The organism is Bosea sp. BIWAKO-01, assembly GCF_001748145.1.
In the GTDB taxonomy this organism is placed as follows: Bacteria; Pseudomonadota; Alphaproteobacteria; order Rhizobiales; family Beijerinckiaceae; genus Allobosea.
The window spans coordinates 3721039-3742573 of record NZ_BCQA01000001.1; the positions used below are offsets into that span (position 1 = coordinate 3721039).

Annotated in this window: 23 protein-coding genes and 1 riboswitch; of the genes, 11 read left to right on the plus strand and 12 right to left on the minus strand. The window is 65.1% G+C overall.

From position 1 onward, the window contains the following. Positions 1-30 precede the first annotated feature (30 nt). Complete coding sequence (locus BIWAKO_RS17295; RefSeq protein ID WP_069879699.1) at positions 31-843, minus strand: crotonase/enoyl-CoA hydratase family protein; 813 nt, start codon at positions 841-843, stop codon at positions 31-33. Positions 844-984: 141 nt separating this feature from the next. On the opposite strand from BIWAKO_RS17295, the gene BIWAKO_RS17300 reads away from it, so the two are divergent. The 3 genes from BIWAKO_RS17300 to BIWAKO_RS17310 all read left to right on the plus strand — a co-directional run bounded on the left by BIWAKO_RS17300 (position 985) and on the right by BIWAKO_RS17310 (position 4613). After that, positions 985-1959, plus strand: a complete 975-nt coding sequence (locus BIWAKO_RS17300) for a Bug family tripartite tricarboxylate transporter substrate binding protein (protein WP_069879700.1) — start codon at positions 985-987, stop codon at positions 1957-1959. Between the two features lie 166 nt (positions 1960-2125). Beyond that, positions 2126-3430 (plus strand): NAD(P)H-dependent oxidoreductase, encoded by a 1305-nt coding sequence (locus tag BIWAKO_RS17305; RefSeq protein WP_069882581.1) that lies wholly within the window; start codon positions 2126-2128, stop codon positions 3428-3430. 49 nt (positions 3431-3479) lie between these two features. Next, complete coding sequence (locus tag BIWAKO_RS17310) at positions 3480-4613, plus strand: PQQ-dependent sugar dehydrogenase (RefSeq protein ID WP_069879701.1); 1134 nt, start codon at positions 3480-3482, stop codon at positions 4611-4613. A gap of 17 nt (positions 4614-4630) precedes the next feature. Here BIWAKO_RS17310 and BIWAKO_RS17315 read toward each other — a convergent pair whose 3' ends face one another. The 4 genes from BIWAKO_RS17315 to BIWAKO_RS17330 all read right to left on the minus strand — a co-directional run bounded on the left by BIWAKO_RS17315 (position 4631) and on the right by BIWAKO_RS17330 (position 6386). After that, positions 4631-4933 carry a hypothetical protein gene (locus BIWAKO_RS17315; protein WP_069879702.1) on the minus strand — a complete coding sequence of 101 codons (303 nt, stop codon included), beginning with the start codon at positions 4931-4933 and terminating at the stop codon, positions 4631-4633. Positions 4934-5087: 154 nt separating this feature from the next. Beyond that, entirely contained in the window at positions 5088-5849 is a 762-nt protein-coding gene (locus tag BIWAKO_RS17320; protein ID WP_069879703.1) for a class I SAM-dependent methyltransferase, read from the minus strand. Between the two features lie 5 nt (positions 5850-5854). Beyond that, positions 5855-6055: a DMT family protein gene (locus BIWAKO_RS17325; protein WP_069879704.1), complete on the minus strand. Its 201-nt coding sequence runs from the start codon at positions 6053-6055 to the stop codon at positions 5855-5857. A gap of 70 nt (positions 6056-6125) precedes the next feature. Next, positions 6126-6386, minus strand: coding sequence for a SemiSWEET family sugar transporter (locus tag BIWAKO_RS17330; RefSeq protein WP_069879705.1), 261 nt, complete (start codon positions 6384-6386; stop codon positions 6126-6128). 137 nt (positions 6387-6523) lie between these two features. Between BIWAKO_RS17330 and BIWAKO_RS17335 the strand changes: the two genes are divergently transcribed. Both BIWAKO_RS17335 and BIWAKO_RS17340 read left to right on the plus strand, forming a co-directional pair. Further along, positions 6524-7702: a lytic murein transglycosylase gene (locus BIWAKO_RS17335; protein WP_069879706.1), complete on the plus strand. Its 1179-nt coding sequence runs from the start codon at positions 6524-6526 to the stop codon at positions 7700-7702. Between the two features lie 2 nt (positions 7703-7704). Then, on the plus strand, positions 7705-8100 hold the full coding sequence (locus BIWAKO_RS17340) for a RidA family protein (RefSeq protein ID WP_069879707.1): 396 nt from the start codon (positions 7705-7707) through the stop codon (positions 8098-8100). An 83-nt stretch (positions 8101-8183) separates the two neighbouring features. On the opposite strand, the gene BIWAKO_RS17345 is transcribed toward BIWAKO_RS17340, so the two are convergent. Genes BIWAKO_RS17345 through thiB form a run of 3 tightly spaced genes read right to left on the minus strand, consistent with a single transcriptional unit; the run spans position 8184 to position 11440 of the window. After that, positions 8184-8882 (minus strand): thiamine ABC transporter ATP-binding protein, encoded by a 699-nt coding sequence (locus tag BIWAKO_RS17345; protein ID WP_069879708.1) that lies wholly within the window; start codon positions 8880-8882, stop codon positions 8184-8186. Further along, positions 8875-10416, minus strand: a complete 1542-nt coding sequence (locus BIWAKO_RS17350; RefSeq protein WP_069879709.1) for an ABC transporter permease subunit — start codon at positions 10414-10416, stop codon at positions 8875-8877. The genes BIWAKO_RS17345 and BIWAKO_RS17350 overlap by 8 nt, the downstream gene beginning before the upstream one ends. A 4-nt stretch (positions 10417-10420) precedes the next feature. Next, positions 10421-11440 carry a thiamine ABC transporter substrate binding subunit gene (gene thiB / locus BIWAKO_RS17355; protein ID WP_069879710.1) on the minus strand — a complete coding sequence of 340 codons (1020 nt, stop codon included), beginning with the start codon at positions 11438-11440 and terminating at the stop codon, positions 10421-10423. A 66-nt stretch (positions 11441-11506) separates the two neighbouring features. After that, positions 11507-11618: riboswitch (TPP riboswitch) on the minus strand. A 156-nt stretch (positions 11619-11774) separates the two neighbouring features. Here thiB and BIWAKO_RS17360 point away from each other — a divergent pair. The 4 genes from BIWAKO_RS17360 to BIWAKO_RS17375 all read left to right on the plus strand — a co-directional run bounded on the left by BIWAKO_RS17360 (position 11775) and on the right by BIWAKO_RS17375 (position 16483). After that, the gene (locus BIWAKO_RS17360; protein WP_069879711.1) at positions 11775-13364 is read left to right on the plus strand and encodes an ABC transporter substrate-binding protein; all 1590 of its coding nucleotides are present in this window, start codon (positions 11775-11777) and stop codon (positions 13362-13364) included. A 289-nt stretch (positions 13365-13653) separates the two neighbouring features. Further along, positions 13654-14763 carry a 3-isopropylmalate dehydrogenase gene (gene leuB / locus BIWAKO_RS17365; protein ID WP_069879712.1) on the plus strand — a complete coding sequence of 370 codons (1110 nt, stop codon included), beginning with the start codon at positions 13654-13656 and terminating at the stop codon, positions 14761-14763. Positions 14764-14933: 170 nt separating this feature from the next. Then, positions 14934-15890 (plus strand): protein-methionine-sulfoxide reductase catalytic subunit MsrP, encoded by a 957-nt coding sequence (msrP, locus tag BIWAKO_RS17370; protein ID WP_069879713.1) that lies wholly within the window; start codon positions 14934-14936, stop codon positions 15888-15890. Between the two features lie 26 nt (positions 15891-15916). Next, on the plus strand, positions 15917-16483 hold the full coding sequence (locus tag BIWAKO_RS17375; protein ID WP_069879714.1) for a methylated-DNA--[protein]-cysteine S-methyltransferase: 567 nt from the start codon (positions 15917-15919) through the stop codon (positions 16481-16483). A gap of 481 nt (positions 16484-16964) precedes the next feature. On the opposite strand, the gene BIWAKO_RS17380 is transcribed toward BIWAKO_RS17375, so the two are convergent. The 3 genes from BIWAKO_RS17380 to BIWAKO_RS17390 all read right to left on the minus strand — a co-directional run bounded on the left by BIWAKO_RS17380 (position 16965) and on the right by BIWAKO_RS17390 (position 20040). Then, the gene (locus tag BIWAKO_RS17380) at positions 16965-17855 is read right to left on the minus strand and encodes a LysR family transcriptional regulator (protein ID WP_043233503.1); all 891 of its coding nucleotides are present in this window, start codon (positions 17853-17855) and stop codon (positions 16965-16967) included. A 143-nt stretch (positions 17856-17998) separates the two neighbouring features. Further along, a complete protein-coding gene (gene trxB, locus BIWAKO_RS17385) occupies positions 17999-18964 on the minus strand; it encodes a thioredoxin-disulfide reductase (protein ID WP_069879715.1) in 966 nt (321 codons plus the stop codon). Positions 18965-19056: 92 nt separating this feature from the next. Further along, the gene (locus BIWAKO_RS17390; RefSeq protein ID WP_069879716.1) at positions 19057-20040 is read right to left on the minus strand and encodes a mitochondrial fission ELM1 family protein; all 984 of its coding nucleotides are present in this window, start codon (positions 20038-20040) and stop codon (positions 19057-19059) included. An 86-nt stretch (positions 20041-20126) separates the two neighbouring features. Between BIWAKO_RS17390 and BIWAKO_RS17395 the strand changes: the two genes are divergently transcribed. Then, entirely contained in the window at positions 20127-20591 is a 465-nt protein-coding gene (locus BIWAKO_RS17395; protein ID WP_069879717.1) for an Lrp/AsnC family transcriptional regulator, read from the plus strand. 11 nt (positions 20592-20602) lie between these two features. Then, complete coding sequence (locus BIWAKO_RS17400; RefSeq protein ID WP_069879718.1) at positions 20603-21064, plus strand: GNAT family N-acetyltransferase; 462 nt, start codon at positions 20603-20605, stop codon at positions 21062-21064. Here the strand turns inward: BIWAKO_RS17400 and BIWAKO_RS17405 are convergent. Then, the gene (locus BIWAKO_RS17405; protein ID WP_141740134.1) at positions 21049-21510 is read right to left on the minus strand and encodes a hypothetical protein; all 462 of its coding nucleotides are present in this window, start codon (positions 21508-21510) and stop codon (positions 21049-21051) included. The two genes, BIWAKO_RS17400 and BIWAKO_RS17405, sit on opposite strands and share 16 nt — an antisense overlap. Positions 21511-21535 lie beyond the last annotated feature (25 nt).

Below are 21535 nucleotides of genomic sequence, written 5' to 3' on the forward strand. Positions count from 1 at the left end.
GCGGCCGAGCCGACGAGAAGGAGGCAGCCTTCAGATATCCTCGAAGTCGCCGCCACGCCCTTTGCCGCCGGCGAAGCGTCCGGCCCCGGCCGCACCTTCCCGGGCGATGGTCTCGACGGCTCCAGCCCATTCCCGCGCCAGCGCCTCGCGGACGGCAAGGCCGTGCCCGGCAATCGCGTTGCGACGGTCGGCCAGCATGGCGCCCTGTGGAAAGCGGACGATCTGCTGCGCCATTGCCTCGGCGGCGGCGCGGGCTTCTCCGCGCGGAACTACTGTCTCGCAGAGCCCGATCCGCAGGGCTTCGTCGGCTGCGACCTTGCGCCCGGTCATGATGATCTCGAGCGCACGGCCCTGGCCGACAAGGCGGGGCAGACGCACTGTGCCGCCGTCGATCAACGGGATGCCCCAGCGCCGACAGTAGACGCCGAAATAGGCATCCTCCGCCATGATCCGGACATCGCACCAGAGTGCGAGCTCCATCCCGCCAGCCACGGCCGGGCCCTCGATAGCGGCAATCACGGGCTTGCCCATCTCCAGCCGCGACGGGCCCATCGGGCCGCGTGGGGCTGGACCGTCGCCATTGGGAAAAGCCAGTCCCTCGACGATCTCCGTGCGGAAACGTTCCGCATCGGTGAAGGCTTGCGCATATTTCAGATCCCAGCCCGCGCAGAAGGCGCCGCCTTCGCCCCAGAACACGATGGCGCCGGTTTCAGGATCGGCGTCGAGTTCGCGGAAGGCAGCCGTCAGCGCTTCGGCGCTGTCGGGATCCATCGCGTTGCGGGCCTCGATGCGGCTGTGGATGACGGTCGCGACCTTGCCGTCGCGTTCGATGCGGATGGTCATGGGCTGCTCGCTCCCCGTTGCTCGCTGAGCGCAGGCTACAGCCTCCCGCGGCGCCGGCACCTGCCGCTGGACGCATGGCGCCTTTGCCCGTAATTCTCGCGGCAAGCCCTGTCTCCAAATCGGGCACCCCGGAGGACCGTCATGTCGTTTACCCGCCGCACCACGCTCGGCATCATTGCCGGCGCCGCCTTTGCGCCGACCATTGTCCGCGCACAGACGTTTCCGTCGAAGCCGATCACGCTGGTCGTTCCCTATCCGGCGGGTGGACCGACCGACGCCATCGCCCGCTTCGTCGCGCAGGATCTCTCGACCTCGATCGGTCAGAACGTGCTGGTCGACAACCGTGCCGGCGCTTCGGGGGCGGTGGGTACGCGCGCTGTGGCGAAGGCGGACCCGGACGGCCACACCTTCATCTTCGGCAACAACCAGACGCATGGGAACAACATGTTCCTGCTGAAGGAGCCCGGCTACGATGCGGTGAAGGATTTTGCGCCGCTCTGCGGCGTCGGCGCCTTCGAGCACGCCTTCGTCGTTCGCAACGACCTGCCGGCCAAGTCCATTGCCGAACTGATCGCGCTGGCCAAGGCTGATCCCGACAAGCTGAACTATGGTTCGACCGGTGTCGGCTCAGGCTCGCATCTGGCGATGGAGCTGTTCATGCAGCGCACCGGCATCAAGATGACACATGTGCCCTTCCGTGGCGCTGCGCCGCTGGTGCAGGAGATCATCGGAGGGCGCATTGACATCGCGAATTCGACCCTGCCGAGCGTGTTGGAGCAGATCAATGCCGGCAGCATGCGCGCGCTGGCCCTGGCGAGCCCGGAGCGCAATCCGCGGGCCAAGGATATTCCGACCCTGCGCGAACAGGGTGTCAGCAACGCCGACGCCGATTCCTGGGCGGCCTTCTTCGCGCCTGCCGCGGTTCCGCAGCCGATCCTGGACACGCTCTCGAAAGCAATCATGGCCTCGATCGCCAAGCCTGCCGTAACCGAGGCGATCCTCAAGCTCGGCTTCACGCTGAAGGTGCGCGATCCTGCCGCGTTCAAGCCCTATCACCTCCAGGAGATTGCTACCTGGAAGCAGATCATCGCCGATGCCGGCGTGAAGCCGGAATAGCTGGCGTTATCGTTCGGTCCGTCTCCGTCATTCCGGGCATGTGACTTGGCTGCTCTTGCCCTGAATCCGTCGTGCATCCCATGACGGCTTCGGGGCTGGCGGCTTCGCTGTTGCCGGATCGACGCGGGTGACACTGCCCGCGATCATTGAACACCGGAGCGTCGTCGTGAACCTGATGCCACTTCTCGCCACCCGCCGCGACGCAGGAAAGCCCGTACGTGTCGCACTGATCGGGGCTGGAAAATTCGGTTCGATGTTCCTGTCGCAGGTGCCCCATATTGCGGGGCTGGAGGTCGCTGTCATTGCCGATCTCGATCCTGAGCGGGCGAAGCGCGCGTGCCGGCAGGTCGGCTGGGACGAGGCCCGCATCGAGGCGACCCGCTATGTCGCTGATGGCACTGAGGCGGCTGCGATGGACGGTATCGAGGTCGTCATCGAGGCAACCGGCCATCCGGCCGCCGGCGCACACCATGCCCTGGCGGCGATTGCGGCCGGCAAGCATGTGGTGATGGTCAATGTCGAGGCTGACGTGCTTGTCGGCCCGGTGCTCGCGACCCGGGCTAGGGCTGCGGGCGTGGTCTATTCCATGGCCTATGGCGACCAGCCGGCGCTTGTCTCGGAGATGGTCGACTGGGCGCGTGCGACCGGATTCACGGTTGCCGCGGCCGGCAAGGGCACGAAATATCTGCCGGCCTACCATCAGGTCACGCCGGACGATGTCTGGACCCATTACGGGCTGACGCCCGAGGCGGCCAAGGCGGCGGGCATGAACCCGCAAATGTTCAATTCCTTCCTCGATGGGACGAAGTCGGCGATTGAGATGGCGGCGATCGCCAATGCCTGCGGGCTCGATGTGCCGGAGGCCGGCCTCGCATTCCCGCCCGTCGGCGTCGACGACCTCGCCCATGTGCTGCGACCGAAGGCGGTCGGGGGGCAACTCGATCACGACGGCATGGTCGAAGTGGTGTCTTCGCTGGAACGGGACGGGCGGCCTGTGTTTCGCGACCTGCGCTGGGGCGTCTATGTCGTGTTGAAGGCGCCGAATGACTACGCTGCGGCCTGCTTCAAGCAATACGGCCTGCCGACCGATTCCACCGGCCAGTATGCGGCGATGTATAAGCCGTTCCACCTGATCGGGTTGGAGCTTTCGATGTCGGTCCTCAACGCGGCCCTGCGCGGCGAGCCGACCGGCAGCACCCGCGAGTGGCGCGGAGACGCTGCCGCAGTGGCCAAGCGCGATCTCAAGGCCGGCGAGATGCTGGATGGGGAGGGCGGCTACACGGTCTATGGCCGCTTGATGCCGGCGCGAGCGAGCCGCGAGGTTCGCGCCTTGCCGATCGGGCTTGCGCACCACGTCAAGCTCAAGCGGGACGTCGCTGCCGGGCAGGTTGTCACCAGCGACGATGTCGCCCTCGACGAGACCCAGGCCATCGTTTCACTTCGGCGTGAGCTCGAAGCAACCGAGTGGTGATTCCGCGCGTTTTGCCTCACTGACGTTCCGCAACGACAGGGAGATTTCCATGCGCCACACCGTTCTTGCCGCCTGCTTCGGCGCAACGCTTTCAGTTCTGGTCCTGCCAGCGGCGGCTGAAGCCCAGCAGCGCTTTCCCTCGAGCGCGGGCGAGCTGACCGTCGAGACGGTGGCGAGCGGTCTGGAGCATCCCTGGGGCCTCGCATTCCTGCCTGATGGGCGCATGCTCGTGACTGAACGGCCAGGGCGGCTACGACTGGTTTCCGCCGCGGGTGAGATTTCGCGGCCGATCGCCGGCGTGCCGGGCGTCGTGGCACGCGGTCAGGGTGGGCTGCTCGATGTCGCTCTCGATCCGCAATTTGCCCAGAACCGGCTGATCTATCTCGCCTTCGCCGAACCGCGTGCCAATGGAAATGGCACCAGCGTCGCGCGCGGGCGCCTCAACGCCGGTGGCACGGCGCTGGAAGGGATGAGCGTGATTTTCCGGCAGATGCCGACGATCAACAGCAATATGCATTTCGGCTCACGATTGGTCTTCGACCGGACGGGCGCGCTGTTCGTCACGGTGGGCGACCGCTTCAGCCAGCGCGATCAGGCGCAGAACCCGGGCAATCACCTTGGCAAGGTCCTGCGGATCAGCCCGGAGGGCAAGGCGGCGGCGGGCAATCCGAAGAAGGAGGGCTGGCAACCGGAGATCTGGTCGCTCGGCCACCGCAACGTGCAGGGCGCGGCGCTGCATCCGGAGACCGGGCAGCTCTGGACGGCCGAACACGGCGCGCGCGGCGGCGACGAGATCAACACGCCCAAGGCCGGGCTCAACTATGGCTGGCCGGTGATCACCTACGGGATCGATTATTCCGGAGCGAAGATCGGTGAGGGCACATCGAAACCCGGTATGGAGCAGCCGCTGTTCTACTGGGACCCGTCGATCGCGCCGTCCGGCGCGACTTTCTATACCGGGCAAATCTGGCCGGCCTGGAAGAACTCGCTCTTCGTTGGCGCCCTTGCCGGGCAGATGCTGATCCGCCTCTCGACGCAGGGCGAGACCGTCACCGGCGAGGAGAGGCTGCTGACCACGCTCAGCGAGCGCATTCGTGACGTCAGGCAAGGCCCCGACGGTTATCTCTACCTGCTGAGCGATGATGCCAACGGCAAGATCCTGCGGGTCAGGCCGGCGCGGTAAGCGCCGGAGCGGGCGCGTCAGGGACCGCAATCCCATTCGTTCTCGATCACGAAGGCATTGCGCGTCGAGAGCTGACCGCGCGTGTCATAGAGATCCCCGACATAATATGAGGTACCGGCGTCGTCGCGGGCGTTGCGCTTGACCTGCAGCGACCAGCCGTAACCGACATGTTTTCCGCCGCGCCAGGTTGGGTGGACGTCGCCTGTGCTGGCGGAGGCGAGGATCCTGGCGCGGTCGTCGCTCGGGCTGCAGGTCGGGCCGGCGAGAGCCGGCGTCGAGAGGCTCAAGATGGATAGGGCGACGAGGATCGCTTTCTTCACGGCGGTCTTCCTAGGTGGTCGGGAGTGATACGGTCATCCCGGCGCAGCGAAGCTGAAGGCGGGAAGAAATTCTTGAGCCCGGCGCCGACGTGCCGGGCGGCAGCGCTATCGCGGCGTATCGGGAATGACATACGGCAGGCTGTGCGCCGGCAGCTCAGGTGATGTCCGCCAGCCGGGTGTCGAGCGACAGCACCAGGCACCAATGCGGTTCGAAGTCGGCGCCCAGCGGCCAGATCTGCTCCTTGAAGATATCGAGCATCCGAGCCTGATAGCGCTCGAACCAGTGCTGCTCGCAGAGCACGAATTTGGTCGCGCCGACAATCGTCTCACGGTCGATGATGCAGAGCGGCACAATCTGAGGGTGTGCATCGAGATAGGCCTGCACCGCGACCATCAGGGTAGGGTAGCCGGGATGGAGCATGTCATCGAGAACGATCAGCCCGCCATCGGCGAGGCAGGCTGTGGCGAGCGCGAGATCCTTGGTCAGCGCCGCGCGGGAATGCTCGCCGTCGATATGGATGAGACGCAGCTTTGCGCCGCCGGTCTGCTTCAGCAGATCGGCCGGGGTCATCGCTCCCGCATCGCCCTTGATCGTGACCCGTTGCTCCGGGGCGATGCCGTGCCTCAGGCAATTCGCCTCGAAGCGTTGCTCAACCTCCGGATTCGGCCACTCGAAGATATCGATGCCGAGAGCGATCTCGCCCGGTTCAAGCGCATGCGCGAGCGCGATGAAGAAGCGCCCTTCGAAGGCGCCGATCTCGGCGATCGGTCCACGGAGCCCCTCCTCGGTTTGCAGGCGCAGCAGCCGTGCGCAGATCGCTGCGGCAAAGCGCGACGACATGCCGACGACACTGTCATAGCCATTGGCGAGATAGGCGGAGACAGCGGGATGTCCGGGCGAGGGGAGATTGGCCATCCTGATCACGCCTTACCCTGAAAGATGAAGAAGGCGCCGGCGGCGATCAGCACGAAACCGATGGCATGGTTCCAGCCGAGCGGTTCCTTGAGCCAGACCACGGTGCTCTTGTCGCTGAGATGGCCATACCAGGCGAAGGTCATGAAGACATTCGAGCCGACCAGCATGGCGATCGGCAGGAAATGGGCGGGGGAGAGGCTTGGCATAGGGATTGGCGGTCCGGGACTGTGTCTACAGAAAGCCTAACCAGCGCGCGAGGTTCCCGATAGGGCCGGCTCAGCCGTGGCGCAGCTTCATGGTCAGGATGACGAGGACCGGCACCAATGTGACGGCATTGGCGCCGATCAGAGGCCAGGACATCAGCAGGAGCCCATAGACCAGCCACAGAATGATGCCGAGCGCGAAGAATATCTGCGTCCAGAGCGAAATCGCACGTGTGTCGCGAGTGCGGACCGTGTGCCAGGCCTGGGGCAGCCAGCACAGGGTCGTCAGCGTGGCTGCGGTGAAGCCAAGGAGTTCGGTTGTGGCGACAGGCATGGGCGGAAGCGCCTCGAATCAGATTATGCCCCTGCCATAGCCGTCTTTTGCGACTTTTGCGCGCAGTTCGCGCATGGTTAATCTCCCTTAACCATTCGGCCCTAGTTTTGCGTCATTCCTCGGCTTTCGGTGGGTTCATGCGCGCACTTAAACTGGCTTTTCCGCTCATCCTCTTCGCGTCCGGCGCCCAGGCGGACTTCCAGTCCTGCCTTGCTGGCCTGCGCTCGGAGGCTGCAGCGAAAGGCGTGTCAGGCGCCACCTTCGATCGGGCCATGGCGGGCGTCACGCCCGACATGAAGGTGATCGAGGCGATGAACAACCAGCCGGAGTTCAAGACTCCGATCTGGGATTATCTCGGCACGCTGGTCGATGACGAGAAGGTGGCGGAGGGGCGCAACATGCTGCGCCAGCACGCCTCGACCCTCGCTGCGGCCGAGCAGCGCTTTGGCGTCGACCGCCATACCATTGTCGCTGTCTGGGGTGTCGAGAGCGATTTCGGCAAGGCTCGCGGAAAGATGCCCCTCGTCCAGGCGCTCTCGACCGGCGCCTGTCTCGCACCGCGTCGCAACGCGTTCTTCAAGGGCGAGCTGATCGCGACGCTGCAGATCATCCAGCGCGGCGATGTCCGGGCCGACCGCCTGATGGGTTCCTGGGCCGGCGCCTTCGGCCACACCCAGTTCATCCCTTCGACCTATATGCGTCTTGCTGTCGATGGCGATGGCGATGGACGGCGCGATCTCGTCGACTCGATTCCCGACGCGCTGCATTCAACCGCCAATTTCATGGCCAAGGCGGGCTGGGTGACCGGGGCTCCCTGGGGCTACGAGGTCCGTGTCCCCAACGGCTATTCGGGTCCGACCGGGCGCAATCCGAAGCAGCCGCTCTCATCCTGGGCTGCGCGCGGGGTTGTCAAATATGACGGCTCGGCACTGTCCGGTTCGGGCAATGCCGGGCTGCTGATGCCGGCCGGCCGTGATGGTCCGGCCTTCCTGGTCTTCAAGAACTATGACGCGGCCTACAGCTATAACGGCGCAGATTCCTATGCGCTCGCCATCTCGCTGCTCTCGGACCGCATTCGTGGCAGGCCCGGCATCCAGGCCGACTGGCCGACCGACGATCCGCCGCTGTCGCGCGAGCAGCGCCGCGAACTGCAGCGCCTGCTGATCGCGCGGGGTTACAATGTCGGCGAGCCGGACGGAGCCGTCGGTTCGCTGACCAGGGCTGCCATCAAGGAAATCGAATCTCAGATCGGCATGCCGCAGACCGGCCGGCCGGGCGCCAAGGTGCTGCGCGCGCTCAAGGGGGGACGGGGATGACGATGCTGGACCCGGTGCGACGCCTGATCTCCACCGGTTCGCCGTTCGAGCTCGCCTTCGGCTATTCGCGGGCGGTGGTCGATGGCGACTTGGTCTTCGTCTCGGGCACGACGGGCTATGACTACGTCACCATGACGATGCCGGAGGATCCGGCGGAACAGGCGCGCAACATCTTCAGGACGGTGGGCGCAGTCCTGACCGAAGCGGGCTCTGCACTCGCCAACGTCGTGCGCGCTCAGTATTTCGTCACGGATCGCAGCTATTGCGAACCGGTTCTCACCGTCTGCGGCGAGGTCTTCGGGCAGATCCGGCCAGCGGCCGGCATCTATGTCGTATCCGGGCTGCTAAAGCCCGAGATGAAGATCGAGATCGAGATCACGGCCCGACTTCGCGGCTAGATCATCTGACCGGATAATTGCATCGGCTCTCCCCGAAAACCGCAATCCGCCTTTCCGGCCGATGCTTGAGCCGGACCGGCATTTCAAATGCCCAGGAAGCGCCTGACAGGCTCTGGTCCGTCCGACGCCGTCAGGCGCGTCCACGGGCCGGATGCTTCGACGCGGCCATTCCTAACGAAGGCAAAGAGGTCGGCATGGCTGGCCGCCTCTTCCGGCGTGTGCAGTGTCATCAGCACGGTGAGGCCGTGTTCACGGCGCAGGGCATCGACGCGCTCGATCATCTCGCGGCGTAGCCCGGGGTCGAGTGCGCCGAACGGTTCGTCGAGCAACATCAGCGGTTTGCCGCGCAGGAGGGCGCGGGCGAGGGCGACGCGCTGACGTTGACCGCCCGAGAGTTCCGCCGGTCGGCGGGCTGCGAAGCCGGCGAGATCGACCGCGGCCAGCGCAGCTGCCACACGCTCGCGCTCGGAGGCGTCGAGCCGCAGTGACGGTTTCAGTCCAAGCCCGACGTTTTCGGCTGCCGTCAGATGCGGGAAGAGATTGTGATCCTGGAACAGGATCGAGACTGGTCGTCTGGCTGGTGCGAGCGGTAGCAAATCTGCGCCGGCGAAGCGGAGGGTTCCGGTCGTGGGCTGTTCGAAGCCGGCGATGGCATGGAGCAGGGTGGTCTTGCCACCGCCTGACGGGCCGATGACGGCGCAGAGCGCGCCCGCTGGAATGACGAGGTCGTAGCGCGCTGCAAATCCGGGATAGTCGAGGGACAGGCCCGCCAGCTCAAGCATGACGCGCGCTCCAACGCTCGGTCAGGTAGGCGAGACACCCCGCCGAAAGTACCAGCACGAGCGCCAGCGCTCCCGCTTCATCCATGCGATAGGCGCCGAGGCGGTTCGCCAGCAGATAGGGCAAGGTGGTGAGCTCGCCGCCGCCGAACAAAGCAATGACGCCGAAATCGCCAAGCGAGAGCGCCGTGGCAAAGGCGAAGGCGGCCGCCAGCGGCGCGCGCAGGGCCGGCCATTCGACGAGACGCAGCCGGGCCCAACCGGCAATGCCGAGACTCTCTGCGAGCTTTCCATGGCGTTCGGCGCTGGTCGCGAGTGGCGGCGCCAGCAGCCGGTAGGCATAGGGCAGCGCCATCAGGGCGTTGACGAGCGGCACGAGCAGCAGCCCGAGCGTTGCGGGATCGGCGAGGTTGCGGGTCAGGACGTAGAGCCCTGCCACGAAGGCGAAGGGCGGCAGGCCAAGCATGGTGAAGGCGGCAAGATCGGGGAGCCCCGGGCGCGGCCGGCGTCCGCGCGCGGCGCTGGAGAGCAGTACGGCAAACAGGCAGGCGAGGAGACCTGCGCCAAGCGCAATGGCGGCACTCGTTGCGGCGGCCCATGCGAATTCAGCAGTCGCCAGCGTCGGCAAGGCGGTGACGCCACTTGCGATGCTCAGGAGAGGCGTTGCGATCCAGGCCGTTGCCAGAATGAGGATAAGGCAGTCGAACCGCCGCAGGCGGGGGACGAAAATATCGGGGCGGGGGGCATGGCGCTCGGCGCTTGCCTCGTCGCGCGCTGCCGGTGTGAGTACGGCAAGCGCGGTCGCAAGCCCTAGGCAAAGTACAAGCTGGATGCCGCTCAGAGCGGCAGCCCGGGCAAAATCCGCCTCGAACCGGACCGCTTCGTAGATCGCGACTTCCAGTGTCGCATTGGCGGGGCCGCCGCCGAGCGAGAGCACGACGGCAAAGCTGGTGAAGCAGAGCAGGAAGACGAAGGTGGCAAGCGCCGGGGCCTCGCGCCGGATCACCGGCCAGTCGAGATGCCGGAAACAATCGGTGGCGGAAAAGCCGAGCGCCGAGGCCAGGCGCCGCCGTTCGCCAGGTTCGCGCCCGAAGGCCTGAAGCAGAGCGCGTGTTACGAGTGGCGTATTCATCAGCACATGCGCGATCAGGATGCCCTGGAGTCCGTAGATCGCCGGCGGTTCGGTACCGGCGACACGCGCCAGGCTGCCGAGCAGCCCGGAACGGCCATAGATCGCGATGACGCCGAAGATGATCACGATCGTTGGGGCGACGGCGGCGGCGGTCAGCACGGCAAGGAGGAGGTCGCGACCGGGGAAGCGGCGGCGCAGCAAGGCAAGCGCCACTGCCGTGCCGAGCAGGAGTGAGAGCAGCATCGACAGGCCCGCCTGCGCGGCCGCGCCTGCGACCAGACGAGCGAGATAGGGGCCGAGCGACGACAGGGCGGCAAGGTCGCCTCCGGCTCGCGCCAGTCCGGCGAGCGAGGCGCCGGCGAGCGCTAGGATGGCAAGCGCGGTGAGCGTGGCCGGGCGGAACAAGGCCTTAGCGGCTCGCTGCGGCGAGCCAGGCGTCGATGAAGGCTCGGCGCTGCGTACGCACCTCGTCCGGCGTGAATAACAGGCTCCGCTCCGGCTTGATGACATCGGCGAACGAAGCCGGCAGTCCACCTGCCGCCTGTTTCGCCGGCATCATCCAGTTGCCTTCCGGGATCAGCGATTGGAAGGCGTCCGACAGCGTGAAGGCGAGGAAGCGTTTGGCGAGTTCCGGCTGCCGCGTCGTGCGCGTCATGCCGGCGAGTTCGACATGCAGATAATGGCCTTCGCTGAAGCGGGCGGCCTTGTACTGCGTCTTCTTCTCGGCGCCGATGTGATAGGCCGGCGATGTCGCGTAGGAGAGCACCATGTCGGCCTCGCCCTTGAGGAACAGTCCGTAGGCCTCCGACCAGCCCTTGGTGAAGGTGACGATGCGCGGCTTGAGCCTGGTCCAGGCGGCGTCTGCGCCGTCACCATAGACGGATCGCATCCAGAGCAGGAAGCCAAGCCCGGGTGCGCTGGTGCGCGGATCCTGCAGCACCAGCTTTGGCCCATTGGGGTCGTCGACAAGCTGCTTCAGGCTGGTGGGCGGCGCGGCAAGTTTGGTTGAATCATAGACGAAGGCGAGGTGCCCCCAATCGAAGGGCAGGAAGGTATCGTCGGTCCAGGCGATGGGCAAAGTGAGCTCGGCCGGATACTGGCCATGGGGCTGGAACAGCCCCGTCGCCTTGGCTTCTGCAGCAAGGTTCATGTCGAGGCCGAGCACGGCATCGGCCTTGGTCGCCTCACCCTCCAGCTTCAGGCGCGCGACAAGGGAGCCGGCATCATCGCTTGCGACCCAGTTCAGCGTGCAACTGCATTGCGCCTCGAACGCCGCCTTCACCTTCGCGCCGGGACCGTATTTCCCGGTGAAGGAGGAATAAGTGTAGACCGTCAGTGCCGGCTTCTCCTGGGCCATGGACGGCGTCGCAAACAGGAGCGCTAAGAGCGCAGCGGCGATCCGGGTCACCCGGCTGTTCAGAAAGGTCATGGCGTCACCCCGCATGCGTTCGACGGCGGGCCATGACGGTCGAGAGGGAAGGCCATCTCCGGTTGCGAGACGCCAGTGCTCAATCCCTCCGCCGGCACGATCCGGATCAGGTTCGACGGGTTGAAAGCCTTGCGCTTCCCTCTCAGCCCGAAACCGCCGGGCACCCCGTTGAGACGGTCAAGGGAATAGCGAGCAGGCCGGGGCGAGTCCAGTTGATGCCGCCTGGCCATCGCAAGGAGCATTGCGTCCGGCAGCATGATCGTGCTGGTATATCTCTTGCTTAACAGAAGGCAGACGCGCCTGGCGCGAAAGCTCAAGAGCAAGGGGATGCCGCATGCGACTCAATCGCCGTCAGATTCTGGCCGGAAGTTCCGCTTTATCCGCTTCCAGCCTCGTTGGATTTCCGTCGCGCGCGCAATCGCGCGCCAATACGCTGCGCTTCATTCCGTCGACGCCGTTGCCTTCGCTCGATCCGATCGTCGCCACGAGCTATGTCATCCGTAATCACGGCTATCTGATATATGATACCTTGTTTGCGACGGACGCGCAGTTCCGCATCCAGCCGCAAATGGTCCAGAGCTGGGAGACTGCGCCGGACGGGCTGCGCTGGACCTTCCATCTGCGCGACGGACTGATGTTCCATGACGAGCAGCCGGTCAGGGCGCAGGACTGCATCGCCTCGATCAAGCGCTGGTCGGCGCGCGATGCCTTCGGGCAGACTTTCGCGACATTCGTCGAGGGTTACGATGTCGTCGATCAGCGCACCTTCGTCATCCGCTTGAAGAAGCCCTTCCCGATGCTGCCGGACGCGCTCGGCAAGCTCTCCTCGAACGTGCCCTTCATCATGCCCGAGCGCGTGGCCATGATGGAGCCAACCAAGAACATCACGGAGGCGATCGGTTCCGGACCCTGGCGCTTCATGGACAAGCAATGGGTGCCGGGCCAGAACGCGATCTATGAGCGCTTCGCCAAATACAGGCCGCGAGAGGAGGCCCCGTCCTGGGCCGCTGGCGGCAAGGTCGCCAAGATCGACCGTATCGAATGGTTGCCGCTGACCGAGGTTTCGGCCGCAGTCGGCGCGCTGATGCAGGGCGAGGTCGACTGGTACGAACAGCCGCCGGTCGATCTCCTGCCCCTGCTCAAGAGCAATCCCGAGATCGCGATCGAGAATGTGCCGCTCGGGCTGATCCTGCTGATGCGTTTCAACCATCTGCAGCCGCCCTTCAACAATCCCGGCATCCGCCGGGCGGTGATGATGGCAATCGATCAGACCGACTACATGGAGGCGGTCGTCGGCAGCAAGGATTACTACAAGGAGTGCAAGACCTTCTTCACGCCGGGCTCGCCGATGTCGACCGGGGCGGGCGGACAGGCTGCACTCGGCAACAATCTGGAGCGGGCCAAGGCCATGCTGCAGGAGGCCGGCTACAAGAACGAGAAGGTGCTGCTGCTGGCGCCCGCCGACCAGCCGATCGCCTATAACCAGTGCCTGGTGACACAGGAATTGCTGAAGAAGCTCGGCATGACTGTCGATCTGGTCGCGACCGATTGGGCCAGCTTCATCGGCAGGCGCTCCAACCGCGGATTGCCGGACCAGGGCGGCTGGTCGGTCTTCCATACGCTCTGGTCGGGCGCCGACGTGCTCAATCCCGCGCTGCATCCGCTGCTGCGCAGCAATGGCCCTGCCGCCTGGTTCGGCTGGCCGGAGGATGCCACGCTGGAAGGTCTGCGCGATCAGTGGATAGCAACGCCTGACGTGGCCAAGCAGAAGGAGCTGGCCGCCTCGATCGAGAAGCGCGCCTTCGAGACGGTGCCCTATGCGCCGGCGGGGCTGGTGCAGCAGCCAATGGCCTATCGCAAGAGCCTGACCGGCATGGTGCTCTCGCCCGTCCAGTTCTTCTGGAACATGGAGAAGAAGGCCTGAGGGCGGAGCAGCCATTGCCGTCGAGATACCGGCTGATGCCAAAGGCCCTGCGCCAGCGGCTCCGATCGGGAAACCATCGCCACGCTCTGCAACGGCTTCCAGATCTCCGCTTCACTCCGGCCGGAGTGAAGCGGAGCCGTGCCGATGCCGATGCCGATCGGCACAGCTTCTGCTTGCCGCGCAGGCGCGCTGCCCCGCGGCTGCGCTTGCGTCACTCCCGTTCCCCGCCTAATCAGCCCGGCAAGGCCGCTCTGGCCCCAGCAACGTCCGACAAACGCGTGAGGCGACCATGGCGACCCACAAGCTCCTCCTCCTGCCGGGCGACGGCATCGGCCCCGAAGTGACCGGCCAGGTCGAGAAGATCGTCGGCTGGATCGAGAAGCAGGGCCTCGCCTCCTTCGCCATCGAGCGCGGACTTGTCGGCGGCGCTGCCTATGACGCGCACAAGGCGGCGATCTCGGAAGGCGACATGAAGCTCGCCCAGGATGCCGATGCGGTGCTGTTCGGCGCGGTCGGCGGCCCGAAATGGGCGGATGTGCCCTATCAGCATCGCCCTGAAGCCGGCCTGCTGCGCTTGCGCAAGGATCTTGGCCTGTTTGCGAATCTGCGGCCTGCGATCTGCTATCCGGCGCTGGCTTCCGCCTCCTCGCTCAAGCCCGAGGTGGTCGAGGGGCTCGACATCCTGATCGTGCGTGAGCTCACCGGCGGCGTCTATTTCGGCGAGCCCAAGGAGATCGTCACGCTGGAGGACGGTTCCAAGCGCGGCGTCGATACCCAGCTCTACACCACGCCCGAAATCGAACGCATCGCGCGCGTCGCCTTCGAGCTGGCGCGCACCCGCCGCAACAAGGTCTCCTCGGCCGAGAAGCACAATGTCATGAAGACGGGCGTGCTCTGGAAGCAGACGGTCACGGCCCTGCACGCCAAGGACTACCGGGATGTCGAGCTCGAGCATGTGCTCGCCGACAATTGCGCCATGCAGCTCGTGCGCTGGCCGAAGCAGTACGACGTCATCGTCTGCGACAACCTGTTCGGCGATATTCTCTCCGACGTCGCGGCGATGCTGACCGGCTCGCTCGGAATGCTGCCCTCCGCTTCGCTCGGTGCCGAAGATCCGGCCACCGGCAAGCGCAAGGCGCTTTATGAGCCTGTGCATGGCTCTGCTCCCGACATCGCCGGCAAGGGCCTGGCGAATCCGATCGCGATGATCGGCTCCTTTGCCATGGCGCTGCGTTACTCCTTCGGCGCCATCGAGGCGGCCGACCGGCTCGAAGGTGCGATCGCCGACGTGCTTGGCGCCGGCACCCGCACCAAGGACATCGCTGCGCCGGGCGCCAATGCCGTCTCGACTACCGAGATGGGCGATGCGATCGTCAAGGCGCTGGAAGCGCGCGGCTGACGCGTTCACGCCCAGCACTCCGACGTCATCCCGGTCCTGCGCTTCGCTTCAGCCGGGATGACGTACATGGATCAGCGCGGCGAGGGACCTATGCCTCTCCCGCTCGTGAATTGCACTTGATGCTCATCTGTGGACTAAGCTTCGCTCTCTGAAACGGAGCATGTCCGTCGATGCTGATCAAACGCCGCCCTGGCTGGGAACTGCCCGAAAGCCAGGCCACTCCCGAGCATATCGCCATGAACCGCCGTGCCTTTCTCGGCGGGAGCGCGGGGCTGATCGCAGGTAGTGCATTGCCCCAGATCGCAGCCGCGCAAGGCGCGGATCCGACGCTCGATCTCTATCCCGCCAAGCGCAATGCGAGCTACACGCTCGACCGGCCGGTGACCGACGAGGAACTGGCGGCGAATTACAATAATTTCTACGAATTCGGCATGTCCAAGGATGTCGTCAGTGCAGCGAAGAAGCTGCCGACGCGGCCCTGGAACATCGCGATCGACGGCATGGTCGAGAAGCCGTTCGAGATCGGTTTCGACGATCTGGTCCGCAAGATGCCGCTCGAGGAGCGGCTCTATCGCTTCCGCTGCGTCGAGAGCTGGGCAATGGCCGTGCCCTGGACCGGTTTTCCGCTAAAGGCCCTGGTGGCGCTGGCGAAGCCGCTTTCGAGTGCCAAATACGTCAAGTTCGAAACCTTCCTTAACCCGCGCGTCGCCTCCGGGCAGACGCAACGCTGGTATCCCTGGCCCTATACCGAGGGGCTGACCATGGCGGAGGCGAATAACGACCTGGCGCTGATGGTGACGGGGATCTACGGCAAGCCGCTGCCGAATCAGCATGGTGCGCCGGTTCGCCTGATCACGCCGTGGAAGTACGGCTTCAAATCGGTGAAGTCGATTGCGCGCATCAGCTTCGTCGCCGAGCGGCCCAAGACCTTCTGGGAGGCTCTGCAATCGTCGGAATACGGCTTCTGGGCCAATGTGAACCCGGAGGTGCCGCATCCGCGCTGGAGCCAGGCGAGCGAGCAGGTTCTCGGCTCGCGCGAGCGTCGGCCGACCCTGCTGTTCAACGGCTATGGCGAGCAGGTCGCAGCGATGTACAAAGGGCTTGAAGGCGAGCGGCTCTACGTCTGAGGCCGCCGCTTCCGTCGGGAGGCGTGATGAGCCAGGGTTTCTGCCTGTTCGATACGGCAATCGGCGCCTGCGCGCTGGTCTGGAATGCCGAACGCCTGATTGGTGCGCAATTGCCGGAGCAGGATGAGGCGCGCGCCCGCCAGCGGCTGGCCCGGCGCTATCCGGAGGCTGTCGAAAGCTCTCCTCCGCCGTTCGTGCAGGATGCGATCGGCGCGATCATGGCATTGCTGCGGGGAGAGAAGAGGGATCTTGCTCACCTGCCGATCGAGATGGACGGTCTCTCGGCCTTCAACCGAAAGGTTTATGCCGTCGCGCTGAGTATCCCGCCAGGTGAAACGTTGACCTATGGCGAAGTAGCGGCGCGGATTGGCGAGCCGGGTGCAGCGCGCGCTGTTGGTGTCGCGTTGGGAGAGAATCCCTTCCCCATCATCGTGCCCTGTCACCGCGTGCTGGCTGCCAATGGCAAGACGGGCGGCTTCTCAGCCGATGGCGGGGTGGAGACCAAGCTGCGCATGCTGACGATCGAGAAGGCGCGCACCAGCGATGTGCCAAGCCTGTTCGAGTCGCTGCCGCTGGAAGCGCGGCGGCGCTGACGACCTGCGGCTGCCAGATGTGCCCTGCCATCCCGATCGGGCGGGCGCCGGATAATCGGAGCCTCATACCGGATTGCAAGCGGCGATGCTCCAGCATGGCCCATGGCCCTGCGCCGCACCTTCGCCGGGATGACTGCGCATGCACGGAGCAGTCCGGCGCAAGACGAAAAAAAGGCCAGCGTCCCGAGGGAGCTGGCCTTTGAAGTTTGAAACATCCGGCGTTACCGCCAAACATCTCAGAGGGGAACGGCTGGAACGAACTCAACGCCGGGAGGAGAATGCGGAGCCCGTTCCGAACAACCGTGATTGCTATATCGGGCAGCACGTGCCGTTTTGCAATGCAGCATAGCTTGGGGCCGCTATGCGGAAACTGCATGACCTATAATCATGTGCGACAAATTTTAGCCTAAATGGCTGAAAGCATGCGTTCGCCGCAGCGCGGGATACCCGCGCTGCGCGCATAGCCGGGATATCCGGCCGTTTAGTAGGTCCAGCGCTGGGCCTTCTGGATCAGGAAGTCGCGGAATGCCTGCACCCTGGCCACCGACTTCATCTCCTCTGGATAGACCAGGTAGCTTTCGAGCTGCGGCATCTCGGTCTCGCGCATGAGCTGGACGAGGGGCGAGCCGGTCTCGATCAGATAGTCCGGTAGCACCGCGATGCCTGCGCCGCTGTCGACTGCCCGCTTCATCGCCGTGATGTTGTTCACGGTGAGATGGATCGGGCGCGGGTTGCGCTGTTCGCGGCCCAGGGTTCCGAGCCAGTGCACGGCCGTCAGATAGGACGGCGAGGTGCTGCCGAAGGACAGGAGCCGGTGATTGTCGAGATCCTCGTAGCTCTTCGGCTCACCGAAGCGCTTGATATAGGCCGGCGAGCCATAGACGTGGAAATGCACGGTGAAGAGCTTGCGCTGGATCAGGTCCGGCTGCTGCGGCTGGCGCAGGCGAATTGCGATATCGGCCTCGCGCATCGAGAGGTCGAGTTCCTCATCGGTGAGGATGAGGTCGACCTTGATGTCCGGGTAGAGATCGAGGAACTCCGCCAGCCTCGGCGTCAGCCAATGGCCGCCGAGACCGCGCGTCGCGGTGACCTTCAACTCGCCCGATGGATGCTCGCGCGTCTCCGAAAGCTGGGCGCGCGTACGCTCCAGGCGCTGCGTCATCTCGCGAGCCGCGCGCCAGAGCAATTCGCCCTGCTCGGTGAGAATGAGCCCCCGTGTATGTCGGTGAAACAGCGGTGCACGTAGCTCACGCTCGAGCGCACCAATCTGCCGACTAACGGCGGATTGACTCAAACCAAGTACGTCGCCAGCCTTGGTAAAGCTGCCGGATTCTGCGACGGTATAAAAAATCCTGATGCGGTCCCAATCCACCGCGTTTCCCCCGTTATGCGTTTCGTGCATGTTGGGGGGTAAAACGCAGGAACGTCAACGATTGCTTTGCCGACGGGGCCTCTTTTCACACTGAATCTCGTGAGACAACCCATCAACAATCGTGATGGGTTGTCTTTTTCGGCCTATTCGGCCGCTTCACGCTGTTCCGTGACGTTGGCGGCAAGCCATCTTTCGGCATCGAGCGCGGCCATGCAGCCCAGGCCCGCAGCCGTCACAGCCTGGCGGTAATGCTCATCGGTGACGTCACCTGCGGCAAAAACGCCGGGGATGTTGGTTTGCGTCGTGCCGGGCGTCACGTCGAGATACCCCGATTCACGCATGGCGAGCTGCCCGGTGAAGAGTTCGGTCGACGGCTTGTGGCCGATGGCGATGAAGACACCGTCGGTCTTCAATTCGCTCTCAGCGCCCGTCTTCAGGTTGCGGAGCTGCAGATGCGTGACTGACGGCGGTTGCGTACCGCCGCAGATCTCAGCGATCTCGCTGTCCCAGACGACTTCGACCTTGGGATGCTTGAAAAGGCGATCCTGCAACACCTTCTCGGCCCGCAGCGAATCGCGGCGATGCACCAGCGTGACCTTCGCAGCAAGGTTGGCGAGATAGAGCGCTTCCTCGACTGCGGTATTGCCGCCGCCGACGACGACCACTTCCTTGCCGCGGAAGAAAAAGCCGTCGCAGGTGGCGCAGGCCGAGACGCCAAAGCCCTGGAACGTCTGCTCCGAGGGGATACCGAGCCACTTCGCCTGGGCGCCGGTGGCCACGATCAGAGCATCGCAGCTATAGGTCGCGCCGCCATCACCCCAGAGCCGGAACGGGCGCTGTGACAGATCGACCTTCGAGATATGGTCGGAAACCATCTTGGTGCCCATGTGCTCGGCCTGGGCGCGCATCTGCTCCATCAGCCACGGTCCCTGAACCACATCGGCAAAACCCGGATAGTTCTCGACATCGGTGGTGATCATCAGCTGGCCGCCAGGCTGGAAGCCCGAGATCATCACCGGTTCAAGCAGCGCGCGGGCCGCATAGATCGCGGCGGTATAGCCGGCGGGGCCCGAGCCGATGATCATTACGCGGGCATGGGTATGAGCCATGGTTTCGGTCCTTTTCGCGCAGCGTGGCGCTGCGTCCTCGTTCCGTCAGATACGGTCTCGCGCGGCGGACGCAAGCCCAGGCCCGCTCACGCTCAGGCGAGGCCGAGTTCGGCGCGGTGCCGCAACCAGCCCTGGCGCACCGCTTCCGCGATGACGCCGGTGGAGTCTATGGGGTCATAGCGGGTGCCATCAAGCCGTCCCTCGAAATGATGCACAACGCCTTGCCGCTTCAGCGCCTCGATGAAGCGAGCGAACTTGCTGTGGCCGCCATGCGGCTCGAAGACGAGGAGGGGGGCGCCGGTCGCTGCAGCCTCGCCGACGATATTGGTCGAGTCGGCGGTGACGACCACGGTATCGGCATTGGCGAGCAGCGGCACATAGGGATTGGCGCCCGTGCCATCCCACCACCAGCCGCCGTGGCGTGCGAAGACCTCGGCAATGGCCTTGTCGAGGGCATCCGGCGTACGTCGCGAGCGCGAGCCCATCAGTGCCACGCCCGAGCCCGCGAGCGCATCGAGTGCGTTCGCAAATCGGACGATGTCATCGGGCTGGAAGGTGTGATGCCGGCTGTCGCCACCGACCATGACCGCAGCGCGCGGTCGGGGCAGGGCGGCGATGGCTGGCGGCGGGCTCTGCCTGGCCTGGGCGAGCCGGCCCGGGGAAAGCCGGTGCGGCGATGTCACGGTGACGAGCACGTTGGGGCCACGCAGGCGATCATGCTCGGAGACCCAGATCAGATCGGCTGCTCCAGCTCCGATCCTCGGATCCTTGAGAAAGACGGTGAAGGTCTTGCCCTTCGAGGCCTTCTTGACCGCTCGCAAATAGGCGGCGGCGCGCCGGCCCGAAGCGACGACGATATCGGGGAAGGGCGGGCGGATCGGGCTTTGAGCCCTGTGAGGGGCCTCGCGCGGATCGATCGGCCCGCGGGGCATCAGCCAGCTCCAGGGGCGACCCGGGGCGACGTGCCGGATCTCTGGGGTGATGCCGAGCCGTTCGGCGACGCCAAGGCACTGTATCTCGTCGCCAGCCTTGCCGTCGGTGAGGACCCAGATCGTCGGGATCGGTTCAACTGACAAACGCAGGCTCCGCGGCAGTGGTCGGGATGCCTTGTATCGCGTGGGAGCTGCGTCTACACCAGCGCGACTTTGCCCTGGGGATCTTTGTGCGTTCCAAACTCGACGAAATCGATCAGCGTATCCTGCGCGAATTACAGGCCGACGGGCGCATGACCAATGTCGAGTTGGCGAGCCGGGTCGGCATCTCGCCGCCGCCCTGCCTCCGGCGTGTCCGGGCTCTCGAGGAGGCGGGGCTGATCACCGGCTATCGGGCGCAGCTCGATGAGCGCAAGCTCGGGATCGAGGTTGTCTGTTTCGCCTTCGTGCATCTCGCCAGCCAGGCCGAGGCCGATCTCGCGACATTTCAGGAGCGCATCCGAAATTGGGGTGCCGTGCGCGAGTGCTGGACGCTCTCGGGCGATATCGATTTCATCCTGAAATGTGTGGCGCCTGACCTGAAGGCCTTTCAGGATTTCGTCGGGGAACTGACAGCTCTGCCGAATGTCCGCAATGTGCGCACGGCCCTGGCGCTTGATCGCGTCAAGGATGAGCCGATCGTACCGTTCAGCTAGCGAGTGCCGGGATGCCGGTCGTGATCCGCAAGGCGGGCATCGAACATCTGCCTTCCATTCTGACACTCCATGCGCAGTTGAATCCTGATGATCCGATCCCGGATGCCGAAATGGCGGTTGCGGCCTGGCACAGAATCCTGGGCAGCAGCCTGATCACAGTGCACATCGCCGAGCTGGACGGCGCTGCCATCGCGAGTTGCGTGGTCGTGATCGTGCCCAATCTCACTCGGAATCTCAGGCCCTTCGCGCTGATCGAAAATGTCGTCGCCGATGCGCGGTTTCGGGGCCAGGGGCTTGGAAAGCGGGTGATCGGCGCGGCCATCGAACAGGCCTGGTCGGCAGGATGCTACAAGGTCATGCTTCAGACCGGCCGCAAGGATGCGGCGGTGCACGGCTTCTACGAATCCTGCGGTTTCTCGCGCGGCAAGGCCGCCTTCGAGATCAGGCCGCCCGCGGCTCATTCCCCGATATAGCGTCTGATCCACGCGGCGTTGGTCCGGACCAAGGCGGCGAGCCGGCGGGCATCGAAGCCCGGTTGGAACCAGGCGCCGCCGGATGAGGCGGGCGAAGACGAAACGATCGGGTAGCTCGCCAGGACCCGGCCGTCGGCGCCGATCACCCGGGCTTCGGATTCCATCCCGTCCGTGGTGCCGCCGGTTTCTTCCGCGTCGCCGCCTGAATAGCTCGGCATGTTGATGCGAAGCACCGAGACGACGAGGGTGGAGCCCGCCCGGCCAGTGCCGGCAAGCTCGCGCTCCAGCTCTGCCTTCACAAGGGTGGCGTTGGGGCCCCAGCCCTGTTGAACGAGACGGGAAACATCGACGCGCACACCGCCCGTCGCGGCCTGGATCGGAACATCGGTGAACACAGCAGCGGTCCCGCCGAGCGCGGCGGCCAATAGGGCGCGACGATCCAGCATGGCTCTCTCCTGTCAGACAGGGGTG